The sequence below is a fragment of the Roseibaca calidilacus genome, assembly GCF_001517585.1.
Taxonomy (GTDB): domain Bacteria; phylum Pseudomonadota; class Alphaproteobacteria; order Rhodobacterales; family Rhodobacteraceae; genus Roseinatronobacter; species Roseinatronobacter calidilacus.
Genome location: NZ_FBYC01000004.1, coordinates 1,799,586 through 1,809,620 on the forward strand (window position 1 = coordinate 1,799,586; position 10,035 = coordinate 1,809,620).

Below are 10,035 nucleotides of genomic sequence, written 5' to 3' on the forward strand. Positions count from 1 at the left end.
GCCCATGTTCCTGCCCTTCTTCCAAGCGCTGCGCGCCCATCAGGTGCCGGTCAGCCCACGCGAATACTTGGGCTTTCTGGAAGCGGTTCTGGCAGGGCTGGCGACCTATGACATTGATGGCTTCTACTATCTGGCCCGCGCGGCCATGGTGAAGGACGAACGCCATCTGGACCGCTTTGACCGCGCCTTTGCCGCAAGTTTCGAAGGGGTGGACGCCATCACCTTTGACGAGATGGTGCAGGCCATGGACCTGCCGCGTGAGTGGCTGGAGAAGCTGGCAGAAAAAACCCTGACGCCAGAGGACATGGCCGAGATCAAGGCGCTTGGCGGCTTTGAAAAACTGATGGAGACGTTGAAGCAACGTCTGGAAGAGCAAAAAGCCCGCCATCAGGGCGGCAATAAATGGGTGGGAACGGCGGGCACTTCTCCTTTCGGGGCCTATGGCTACAACCCCGAAGGCGTGCGCATCGGTCAAGACCGCTCGCGCCACCGCCGCGCTGTCAAGGTCTGGGACAAGCGGCAGTTCCGCGATCTGGATGGCGACCGCGAATTGGGGACGCGCAACATCAAGGTCGCGCTGAAGGGCTTGCGCAAATGGGCGCGCGATGGGGCCGCGCAGGAACTGGACCTTGACGGCACGATCCGCGCCACCGCCGAACAAGGCTGGTTGGACGTGAAAACCCGGCCAGAGCGGCGCAATGCGGTCAAGGTGCTGCTGCTGTTGGATATTGGCGGGTCAATGGATGACCATGTGCAGGCAGTCGAAGACCTGTTCAGCGCCGCGCGTGCCGAATTCAAGCATATGGAACATTTTTACTTCCACAATTGCCTGTACGAATTCGTCTGGCGCGACAATGCGCGGCGTTGGACCGAACGCCTGCCCACATGGGATTTGCTGCGCAGCTATGGCAGCGACTGGAAGTGCATTTTCGTGGGTGATGCGGCCATGTCACCCTATGAAATTGCCCTGCCCGGCGGCGCTAATGAGCATTGGAACGAAGAAGCCGGTCAAGTCTGGCTGCACCGCGCCCGCACGCAATGGCCAGACCATCTGTGGATCAACCCCGCGCCGGAAGAACATTGGCGCTACACGCAATCGACCCAGATGATTTCGCAGATCTTCGAAGGCCGTATGGTCCCGATGACATTGGACGGCATCGGGCGGGGCGTGAAGCTGCTGGGCTGAGTCGGCATTTTTCTGCCACCCCAATTTGCATCATGTGATCGCCTCCCCTACCTGTTCGGTAGTCGCGGACCAACCCGCGCAGATTAGGAGAGATGATGACCTTGAAAACCACTCTGACCGCCGCTGTGCTCGCTTCTGGACTGGCACTTGGAACCGCGCCTGCCGCCATGGCGCAATCCGAGCCGGATGGGGCCGCCCTGGTGCAAGAAGAGGGGAAGATGGATTCCTTCGTCACGGCAGCGCTGGCCGTGGACGAAGTGCGCAACACCTACGTGGCGCAGCTTCAGACCATTGAGGATGAAGCGGAACAGCAGGCGCTGATCGAAGAAGCCAATGAGGCAATCGTTCAGGCCGTGGAAGAAGCCGATGGCATCAACTTGGAAGAATATGTGGCGATTGGTGAAGCCGCAAGCACCGACCCGGAAATTGCCGCGCAGATTGACGCGCTGATGAGCGAGCGCGCACCGATGGAGTGACGCCACACCGTCACAACGCCAAAGGCCGGGCTATTTGCCCGGCCTTTTTTGTTCTATTACATGGACTTAGCGTTCGATCGTCACACGCGCCATGCGGTCTGGATCGCCGGTCACAGCGCCGTTCCCGCCAGTGCCGCGCTTGATGGCATCCAGCACCTCAAAGCCGTCCATCAACTGGCCAACGACGGTGTATTGACCATTCAGATGCGGCGCGGCCGAGAACATGATGAAGAACTGGCTATTCGCGCTGTCCGGGCTTTGCGAACGCGCCATGCCGACAACCCCGCGGGCAAAATCCTCGTCCGAGAATTCAGCTTCCAGATCGGGCAGGTCAGACCCGCCCATGCCCCAGAAACGGGGGTTTCCATCGGCGCCGCCATGCTCCACATCGCCGGTCTGGGCCATGAAGCCTTCGATCACCCGATGGAACACAACACCGTCATAGGCGCCGCTTTCAGCCAGCGTGACCATGCGGTCAACATGGTTCGGCGCCAGATCATCGCGCAGGGCAATGCGCAGCGTGCCATTCGCCTCGCCCGCGACCTCTATCACCATCACGGGGCCGTCATGGTCGGCGGGCACTTCGGTGGTTTGGGCGCTGACCGCGTTCAGGTTCCACCACGACGCCCCCAGAATGGCCAGACCGGCCACGAACAACCCCGCAAAGATCAGCTTGTCACGCATCGGCGGCCACCTTGACCGACAGCATCTTGTCCGGGGTTGCAGGCGGTTCGCCGCGCGTGATGGCATCGACATGCTCCATACCCGAGATTACCCGGCCATAGACCGTGTATTGCCGGTTCAGGAAATGGTTGTCGTTGAAGTTGATGAAAAACTGGCTGTTGGCGCTGTCGGGGTTTTGCGAGCGCGCCGCGCCCACAGTGCCCCGGTCATGCGGCACGCCAGAGAATTCGGCCTTCAGGTTCGGCAGGTCCGACCCGCCGGTGCCGCAGCGGCCGGGGTTGTAGTTCACTTCGGTATTGCCATTGGCCACGTCGCCGGTCTGCGCCATGAACCCGTCGATCACGCGGTGAAATACAACATTGTCGTATTTGCCCGCGCGCGCCAGTTCCTTCATCCGGGCGCAATGGCCGGGGGCCACGTCGGCCAGCAATTCGATAACGACGGTCCCGTCCTTCAATTCCATCAGGATCGTGTTTTCGGGGTCTTTGATCTCGGCCATGGGGCGCTCCTGTCTGTTTGCTTGACCCGCAACCTAATCTGGCAAGGGGCCAAGGAAAAGCCCCTTCGCGGGCGCTGCGACCATTGACCCGCCCAATGGTTTCGCGCCACATAGCGGCAGACCAGACCGGGGGACAGCATGGCTTTCAACACGCTTGACGACATCGCTTTCGCAGGCCGCACGGCACTTGTGCGGGTGGATATCAACGTGCCGATGGCCAATGGCCGCGTGACAGATGCCACCAGGATTGACCGCATCTTGCCGACGATCCGCCACATCACCGAAGCTGGCGGCAAGGTCGTGCTGCTGGCGCATTTCGACCGGCCCAAGGGGCAGCGCGTGCCCGAAATGTCGCTATCGCTTGTCCGGCCCGCGCTGGAAGCGGCCTTGGGCCATCCCGTTGGCTTTGCCGAGGATTGCATCGGGATGCCTGCCAAGAAAGCGGTCGCGGCCATGGAAGCGGGCGATGTGCTGTTGCTAGAAAACACGCGCTTTCACGCTGGTGAAGAAAAGAATGACAAAATGCTTGCGGCGGGCATAGCGGCCCTTGGCGATATTTTCGTGAACGATGCCTTTTCGGCTGCGCATCGGGCACATGCTTCGACCACCGGGGTGGCAGAGCTGATGGAAAACTGCGCCGGTCGCCTGATGGAGGCCGAATTGACCGCGCTGGAAAAGGCGCTTGGCACGCCTGAACGCCCGGTGGCGGCGGTGGTGGGCGGGGCCAAGGTCTCGACCAAGCTGGACCTGTTGTCGAACCTGATCGGGCGGGTCGATCATCTGATCATCGGCGGCGGCATGGCCAACACATTTCTGGTCGCCCAAGGGCGCGAGATCGGCACGTCGCTGGCAGAGCGCGACATGACCGACACCGCGCGCGACATCATGGCCAAGGCAAGTGATGCGGGCTGCACCATCCACCTGCCACGCGACATTGTGGTGGCGCGCGAATTCGCCGAAGGGGCCGCGTCGGAAACGCTGCCGGTCGATCAATGCCCGGCAGATACGATGATCCTTGATGCCGGGCCCGACACCGTTGCCGCAATCAAGGAACTGTTCGCCGGATGCCGGACACTGGTCTGGAACGGGCCGCTGGGAGCGTTCGAGATTGCCCCTTTCGACATGGCCACCAACGCCGCAGCACGGGCCGCGGCAGAGTTGACAGAAGCCGGCGCGCTGATTTCGGTTGCCGGCGGGGGCGATACGGTCGCGGCGCTGAATAAGGCCGGTGCGGCGGAACGCTTCAGCTATGTCTCGACCGCTGGGGGCGCTTTTTTGGAATGGCTGGAAGGCAAGACCCTGCCCGGCGTTGCCGCGTTGGAGGTCTGAGCCATGGACATGATCGTCTGGGCCGGGGCGGTGCTGTCACTGGCCGGCGTCGCGGGGCTGGTCTGGTGCATACTGTATGTGATGCGGCTGCGCCGCAAGGCACTTGACGACGCCACGATGCGCAGCCGGATGCAAAAGGCCGTCCTGGTAAATTTCGCGGCGCTGGCCGTATCGACCTTGGGCTTGATGATGGTGGTCATCGGAATTTTCCTGTCCTGAGGGATTCCCGCGCGGAATGTTTTGTGGCATGGTGACACTGTAAGGGTCAGAGCATAACTAACCCGTCCATTGCACGAGCAGGACAACCCAATGCGCAAGACACGCCCGGCGATCGGGGCGCTTTTCTTTTTCGGGACAGCGCTGGTGCTGGCCTTGTATTTCACCTTTGCGGCGGTGCAGGGCAGCTTCGGGCTGTTCAACAGGGTGCAGGTGCAGGCAGAGAATGCCGAACTGATGCAACGCCGCGACCGGTTGCAGGTGGAATTGTCGCAGCTTCAAAACAAAACCACGCGGCTGTCCGATGACTATCTGGACCTTGACCTCTTGGATGAACGCGCGCGCGACGTTCTGGGGCTGACCCGCCCGGATGACGTGATTATTCGCTGACCTGCGGCGCGGCCCGCCGTGCAGGGGCGCTCTGGCAGCGCATCGGCGGGCGGCCTGCATGCGAGCGTGCCACATTCCTTCACAGTCACGCGCGACACGCCAAAGTTTTGCGGTCACATAGCTTTACGCACAGCCTGACAGCGTTCAGCGCGACAGGGTTTAATAGGCGTTTTCACCGCTTAGAACGGCGGGTAGCGTCAGCACCAGAATGCGCATGTCCAGCCAAGGCGACCAAGTGTCGATGTAATCCAAATCGCTGGCAAGACGGCGGCGGATATCTTCTGGCCGCGTGACCGCGCCGCGAAAGCCGCGGATCTGCGCCAGCCCGGTCAGCCCCGGTTTGACCTTGTGCCGCGCGGCGTAGCCCGCCGCCACGGCGGCGAAATCCAGATCATGGCTGCGCGCGCCGACCGCGTGCGGGCGCGGCCCAACCAGCGACATGTCACCGGCCAGAACATTGAACAATTGCGGCAACTCATCCAGCGATGTGCGGCGCAGAAAGCGGCCAACACGCGTGACGCGGGCGTCATTGCGCGCTACGGGGTTACGCGCGCTATCATCGCGCAGCGCGTGGTGCAGGCTGCGGAACTTCAGCGCGGTGAAGGGCGCGCCGACATAGCCTTCGCGCAACTGGCGAAACAGGATCGGACCGGGGCTGTCCAGCCGGATTGCCAGCGCGATCAGCGCCATCAGCGGCAAGGCCACCACCATCAGCACCCCGCCCAGCACCAAATCGAAGCCGCGTTTGAACAACGCATCACGCCCCCGCAAGGGGCGGTCGAACAGGTCGAGCAACGCCAGCCCGCCCAGCCAGCGATACGAGCGCGGGCGCAAACCCAGCTTGCTGTCATGCGGCGCCAGCCGAATATCGACCGGCAGCACCCAGAGCGGGGCAAGAATTTGCACGATACGGTCTTCGGCCCGCGGGGGCATGGTGACAATGACCATATCGACCGATTGCCGAGCGATGAAATCGGGCAGATCAGCCATGCGGCCAAGCCTTGGGACACCCATTTGCATTTGCGGCGAGCGCGCGCCATCCCGGTCGTCGAACAGGCCCAGCACCCGCACGCCCTGCCCGTGCAGCCGGGACAGATGTTCAAGCGTGGCGCGCGCTTCTTCCCCGCCACCGGCGATGACTATGCGCAAGCTGATACGCCCGTGCCACGTGCCGACCCGGAACAGCGGCACAAGCATTGTGCGCCATAGCGCCGCCATAGCTGCCGCGACCGCCCAAAGCGCACAGCCCGGCATATGAAAGGCCCACCATCCGGCCCCCGCCAGCAGCGCCAGAACCGCCCAGAGCCGCGCCCCGTCCACCCGGTCATAGCCCGCAAGGGGGGCGGCGCTGTCAGGCCGGGTCAGCAGCATTCCCAGCCACAGCCCCGACAGGCCAAGCACCAGCGATGGCGCTGCCGCCAAGACCGGCAGCGCGGCCAAGCCAAACGACATGGCCACCAGCCCCAAGCCTGCCAGCGCAAAGACCCATTCCAGAAAACGCGCGATTTCGACCGCGCGCGCAGGCGAAAGCCGCCAGCGCACCCCGCCAAGCGGTTGCGCGCCCAGACCCAATGAACCGGATGGCAATTGCTGCATGATGGCCCGTCCCTAATGTTCCGGGGCACGCTACAGCGCGGCGGTTAAAGGCGCGTAAAAATGCGGATGGCCTGTAAGCCGGGTTCTGTCCGGGGGGCTTGCGCCCCCTTGGATGACCATTCATCTGCCCCCATGCTTGCGCGTGGGGGTCAAGCTGCCAACCCGGACCTCGGGCTGAAGCGGCCCTGCGGCGGTATCCCCGAAGGGACCGGACCCGCGCGAAGTCCCTATTCGGCATTGCTCCCGGTGGGGCTTGCCATGCCGGTCCGGTTGCCCGTCCCGCGGTGGGCTCTTACCCCACCGTTTCACCCTTGCCATGCGTGCATGGCGGTCTGTTCTCTGTGGCGCTGTCCCTCGGGTTGCCCCGGCCGGGCGTTACCCGGCACCGTCGCTTCATGGAGCCCGGACTTTCCTCGAAGGCGCACCTCCGCGGTCATCCGGCCATCCGCATCGGCGTTGCGCATAAGCTGCGCGGCCGGTTTGGTCAATGCCCCTCACCCCTTGTCGCCCTGCCCGGCCTGCACTAAGCAAGTGACAAGGCAACCATGGGGCGATCATGCGAATTCTGGTAACGAATGACGATGGAATCAACGCGCCCGGTCTGAAAGTTCTGGAAGAGATCGCGGCCCGCATTGCCGGACCGACAGGCGAGGTCTGGGTTGTCGCGCCTGCATTCGAGCAATCGGGCGTGGGTCATTGCATTAGCTACACCCACCCGATGTTGCTGAGCAAACTGGATTATCGCCGCTATGCCGCCGAAGGCAGCCCTGCCGATTGTGTGCTGGCCGGGTTTTATGACGTGTTGCAAGGCGCGCGCCCCGATCTGGTGCTGTCGGGCGTGAACCGCGGCAATAACGCGGCGGAAAACGTGCTCTATTCCGGCACGGTCGGCGGCGCGATGGAAGCGGCCCTGCAAGGCCTGCCCGCAATTGCCCTGTCGCAGTTCATGGGCCCGGAAACAGAAGAGCTTGCATCGCCGTTCGACGCCGCCATCGGCCATGGCGAGGCCGTGGTGCGCGCGCTTCTGGACAAGGCACCTTGGGACCAAGACGATTACCGCCTGTTCTATAACGTCAATTTCCCGCCCATCGGGCGCGATGCGGTCAAGGGCATAAAGGTCGTGCGGCAAGGCTACCGCAAGGACACGTTTTTCGGCGTGGAACCGCAAATGTCGCCCTCTGGGCGGCGGTTTTTGTGGATAAAGGGCGGCCCACAACACATGCCCACGGCACCCGGCACCGATGCGGCGGCCAATCTGGACGGCTACATTTCTGTCACGCCCATGCGCGCGGACCTGACCGCCGAAGACGCGCTGGACGATGTGCGAAAGGCACTGGAATGAGTGACGCAACCGACCCGACGCCCGACGCGCAGGAAGCGCGGATGCGGTTTATCTACACGCTGCGATCGCGCGGGGTGACGGATATGCGGGTGTTGCAGGCGATGGAAAAGATCGACCGCTCGGCCTTTCTGACAGGCCTGTTCCGCGAACGCGCCTATGAGGACACGCCGCTGCCCATTGCCTGCGGGCAAACCATTAGCCAGCCGTCGGTGGTCGCGCTGATGACAGAGGCGCTGGATGTCGGGCCGCGCGACAAGGTTCTGGAAGTGGGCACCGGGTCTGGCTATCAGGCCGCGATCCTCAGCCAGCTTGCGCGGCGGGTCTATACGGTCGAACGCCATCGCGCGCTGGCAAAACAGGCCCAAGGCGTGTTCGATGCGCTGGGGCTTGTGAATATTACCGCCATCGTGGGCGACGGCTCTCATGGGTTGCCCGATCAGGCACCGTTTGATCGCATCATCGTGACTGCGGCGGCAGAGGACCCTCCCGGCCCTCTCTTGGCGCAACTCAAGATTGGCGGTATCATGGTGGTTCCTGTTGGACAGTCGGATACGGTTCAGAACCTGATCCGGGTGCATCGGCAGGAAACAGGGTTCGAGTATGAGGAATTGCGCGCCGTGCGGTTTGTGCCCTTGGTCGAAGGGCTGGGATGACCGCGCCAAGAGCCGGAACGGCCTAGGCGCCAGAGCAGAAGGGTAAAGGGACATGCGACAGACACGCCCGGTTTTGATAACAGCGGCCACCGCCCTGCTGGCGCTGACCGCCTGCGGCAATTTCGATCTGGATATGCGCAGCGCAACCAACGGGTTTTCAACTGCCGATGCCGCGCGCCAGCCAAGCGCGGACCGTCCAAAGGCGGATGCGCGCGGGATCATTACCTACCCGGATTACCAAGTTGTCGTCGCGCGCGGGGGCGATACGGTGCAAACCGTGGCAGAGCGTCTGGGCCTGAACCCGGTCGAATTGGCGCGCCACAATGCCCTGACCCCCGACACGACGCTGCGCGGGGGCGAAGTGCTTGCCTTGCCACGCAAGGTGGATGCGGGCGAAGACATTGCCGTCACCACGCTGGCAGAATCCGCGATCACGCGCGCCGAAAATGGCGATGATGCGCCGGAACCCGCCGCGCGCGCCGATGGTCCGCAACCGACGCAGCACCGGGTGGAACGCGGCGAAACCGCGTTCCAGATCGCACGGCTCTATAGCGTCAGCCCGCGGGCCTTGGCGGATTGGAATGGCCTGAACCCGGAAATGGAAGTGCGCGAAGGCCAAGTGCTGATGATCCCGGTCGCGGCGCAACTGGAGCGCGCTCAGGAAGAAGAACCGGTCACACCACCGGGCAGCGGCAGCCCAACGCCGCCGCCGCCTTCTGCCTCTACCCCGATGCCGGAACCGGAACCGCCTGCCGAAGTAGCCGACCGGCAGGCCGAAGAATCGCGCCCGCCCTCGCCCCAACTGGAACAAGAACGCACCGAACCCGCGACGACGACGAACTTTGCCATGCCGGTCGATGGCCGAATCATTCGCGCCTATGCACCGGGGCGCAATGACGGCATCGGGATCGCGGCCAGTGCGGGCACGAATGTGCGCGCTGCGCAAGCGGGCACGGTCGCCGCTGTCACCAAGACAACGACGGGCGTGAATATCCTAGTGCTAAGCCACGCAGACAACCTGCTGACAGTTTACGCCAATATCGATACGCTCGCGGTCGAAAAAGGCGCACGCGTCACGCGTGGCCAGTCAATTGCCAAGGTGGCCGCGGGCGACCCGAGCTTCCTGCATTTTGAAGTGCGCAACGGGCAAGACAGTGTGGACCCGATGCGCTACCTGCAATAACCGCGTTAGGAGGCACGCGCCACGCCGTCGGGCGCTGTGTCGGCTGATGGCAGCGGGATGGTGTTTTCCGCGTCAAACAACATGGACAACCGTTCCGTGGCGGCAAGCAGCATGGCTTGTTCCCATGGCGCAAGCTGTTCAAACCGCTGTGTAAAGCGATCGTGCAACGGGTCGGGCGTCTGGTCCAGCAGGTCGCGCCCGGCGTCTGTCAAGATGACCCAGACCGCACGCCGGTCTGCCTGACGGCGTTCACGCCGCACGAAACCACGCGCTTCCAGCCGGTCGATCTGCACAGAGATGGTGGCCTGCCCGACGCCGAGCGCGCGGGAAATATCGCGCGGCATCTCCTGCCCTTTGCGGCGCAGGGTGTGCAAAACCAGAAGCTGCGCCTGCGTCAGCCCCGAAGCACGCGCCATGGCGCGCTCATTGCCCTCTAGCGCGTGTAAAATTCGTCGCAAAGCGATCAAGGTATCGGATGAGC

At 63.3% G+C, this 10,035-nt stretch carries 12 protein-coding genes and 1 other RNA gene; 8 read left to right on the forward strand and 5 right to left on the reverse strand.

What is annotated here, in order from left to right:
• The first annotated feature begins 4 nt into the window (after positions 1–4).
• On the forward strand, positions 5–1,186 hold the full coding sequence (locus AWT76_RS12355; protein ID WP_072246606.1) for a vWA domain-containing protein: 1,182 nt from the start codon (positions 5–7) through the stop codon (positions 1,184–1,186).
• 95 nt (positions 1,187–1,281) lie between these two features.
• Positions 1,282–1,662 carry a DUF4168 domain-containing protein gene (locus AWT76_RS12360; RefSeq protein ID WP_176699394.1) on the forward strand — a complete coding sequence of 127 codons (381 nt, stop codon included), beginning with the start codon at positions 1,282–1,284 and terminating at the stop codon, positions 1,660–1,662.
• Positions 1,663–1,728: 66 nt separating this feature from the next.
• Here the strand turns inward: AWT76_RS12360 and AWT76_RS12365 are convergent, their stop codons facing one another.
• Together AWT76_RS12365 and AWT76_RS12370 are read right to left on the reverse strand one after the other, a co-directional pair.
• Positions 1,729–2,346 carry a peptidylprolyl isomerase gene (locus AWT76_RS12365; protein WP_082700196.1) on the reverse strand — a complete coding sequence of 206 codons (618 nt, stop codon included), beginning with the start codon at positions 2,344–2,346 and terminating at the stop codon, positions 1,729–1,731.
• The gene (locus AWT76_RS12370) at positions 2,339–2,845 is read right to left on the reverse strand and encodes a peptidylprolyl isomerase (RefSeq protein ID WP_072246608.1); all 507 of its coding nucleotides are present in this window, start codon (positions 2,843–2,845) and stop codon (positions 2,339–2,341) included. Before AWT76_RS12370 ends, AWT76_RS12365 begins: the two co-directional genes overlap by 8 nt.
• 138 nt (positions 2,846–2,983) lie before the next feature.
• Between AWT76_RS12370 and AWT76_RS12375 the strand changes: the two genes are divergently transcribed.
• From AWT76_RS12375 to AWT76_RS12385, 3 genes are all read left to right on the forward strand, one after another.
• Positions 2,984–4,174, forward strand: coding sequence for a phosphoglycerate kinase (locus AWT76_RS12375; RefSeq protein WP_072246609.1), 1,191 nt, complete (start codon positions 2,984–2,986; stop codon positions 4,172–4,174).
• A gap of 3 nt (positions 4,175–4,177) precedes the next feature.
• Positions 4,178–4,393 carry a hypothetical protein gene (locus AWT76_RS12380; protein WP_072246610.1) on the forward strand — a complete coding sequence of 72 codons (216 nt, stop codon included), beginning with the start codon at positions 4,178–4,180 and terminating at the stop codon, positions 4,391–4,393.
• A gap of 90 nt (positions 4,394–4,483) precedes the next feature.
• Positions 4,484–4,780 carry an FtsB family cell division protein gene (locus AWT76_RS12385; RefSeq protein ID WP_072246611.1) on the forward strand — a complete coding sequence of 99 codons (297 nt, stop codon included), beginning with the start codon at positions 4,484–4,486 and terminating at the stop codon, positions 4,778–4,780.
• Between the two features lie 159 nt (positions 4,781–4,939).
• Here AWT76_RS12385 and AWT76_RS12390 read toward each other — a convergent pair whose 3' ends face one another.
• Both AWT76_RS12390 and rnpB read right to left on the reverse strand, forming a co-directional pair.
• A complete protein-coding gene (locus AWT76_RS12390) occupies positions 4,940–6,376 on the reverse strand; it encodes an exopolysaccharide biosynthesis polyprenyl glycosylphosphotransferase (protein ID WP_072246612.1) in 1,437 nt (478 codons plus the stop codon).
• Positions 6,377–6,434: 58 nt separating this feature from the next.
• Positions 6,435–6,825: RNase P RNA component class A (rnpB, locus tag AWT76_RS12395), an RNA gene on the reverse strand.
• Positions 6,826–6,932: 107 nt separating this feature from the next.
• On the opposite strand from rnpB, the gene surE reads away from it, so the two are divergent.
• From surE to AWT76_RS12410, 3 genes are read left to right on the forward strand one after another with little or no spacing between them, the layout of a single operon-like run.
• Positions 6,933–7,718, forward strand: a complete 786-nt coding sequence (gene surE / locus AWT76_RS12400) for a 5'/3'-nucleotidase SurE (protein WP_072246613.1) — start codon at positions 6,933–6,935, stop codon at positions 7,716–7,718.
• Complete coding sequence (locus AWT76_RS12405) at positions 7,715–8,371, forward strand: protein-L-isoaspartate(D-aspartate) O-methyltransferase (protein WP_072246614.1); 657 nt, start codon at positions 7,715–7,717, stop codon at positions 8,369–8,371. The genes surE and AWT76_RS12405 overlap by 4 nt, the downstream gene beginning before the upstream one ends.
• Before the next feature lie 52 nt (positions 8,372–8,423).
• Complete coding sequence (locus tag AWT76_RS12410; protein WP_072246615.1) at positions 8,424–9,554, forward strand: peptidoglycan DD-metalloendopeptidase family protein; 1,131 nt, start codon at positions 8,424–8,426, stop codon at positions 9,552–9,554.
• 5 nt (positions 9,555–9,559) lie between these two features.
• Here the strand turns inward: AWT76_RS12410 and AWT76_RS12415 are convergent, their stop codons facing one another.
• Positions 9,560–9,970 carry a MarR family winged helix-turn-helix transcriptional regulator gene (locus tag AWT76_RS12415; RefSeq protein WP_082700197.1) on the reverse strand — a complete coding sequence of 137 codons (411 nt, stop codon included), beginning with the start codon at positions 9,968–9,970 and terminating at the stop codon, positions 9,560–9,562.
• Positions 9,971–10,035 lie beyond the last annotated feature (65 nt).

What these genes read in the sequence shown, in the direction of transcription:
- AWT76_RS12410 (WP_072246615.1), top strand. Translation starts at nt 8,424, where the DNA reads ATGCGACAGACACGCCCGGTTTTGATAACAGCGGCCACCGCCCTGCTG.
- surE (WP_072246613.1), top strand. Translation starts at nt 6,933, where the DNA reads ATGCGAATTCTGGTAACGAATGACGATGGAATCAACGCGCCCGGTCTG.
- AWT76_RS12405 (WP_072246614.1), top strand. Translation starts at nt 7,715, where the DNA reads ATGAGTGACGCAACCGACCCGACGCCCGACGCGCAGGAAGCGCGGATG.
- AWT76_RS12355 (WP_072246606.1), top strand. Translation starts at nt 5, where the DNA reads ATGTTCCTGCCCTTCTTCCAAGCGCTGCGCGCCCATCAGGTGCCGGTC.
- AWT76_RS12360 (WP_176699394.1), top strand. Translation starts at nt 1,282, where the DNA reads ATGACCTTGAAAACCACTCTGACCGCCGCTGTGCTCGCTTCTGGACTG.
- AWT76_RS12385 (WP_072246611.1), top strand. Translation starts at nt 4,484, where the DNA reads ATGCGCAAGACACGCCCGGCGATCGGGGCGCTTTTCTTTTTCGGGACA.
- AWT76_RS12365 (WP_082700196.1), bottom strand. Translation starts at nt 2,346, where the DNA reads ATGCGTGACAAGCTGATCTTTGCGGGGTTGTTCGTGGCCGGTCTGGCC.
- AWT76_RS12390 (WP_072246612.1), bottom strand. Translation starts at nt 6,376, where the DNA reads ATGCAGCAATTGCCATCCGGTTCATTGGGTCTGGGCGCGCAACCGCTT.
- AWT76_RS12375 (WP_072246609.1), top strand. Translation starts at nt 2,984, where the DNA reads ATGGCTTTCAACACGCTTGACGACATCGCTTTCGCAGGCCGCACGGCA.
- AWT76_RS12415 (WP_082700197.1), bottom strand. Translation starts at nt 9,970, where the DNA reads ATGGCGCGTGCTTCGGGGCTGACGCAGGCGCAGCTTCTGGTTTTGCAC.
- AWT76_RS12380 (WP_072246610.1), top strand. Translation starts at nt 4,178, where the DNA reads ATGGACATGATCGTCTGGGCCGGGGCGGTGCTGTCACTGGCCGGCGTC.
- AWT76_RS12370 (WP_072246608.1), bottom strand. Translation starts at nt 2,845, where the DNA reads ATGGCCGAGATCAAAGACCCCGAAAACACGATCCTGATGGAATTGAAG.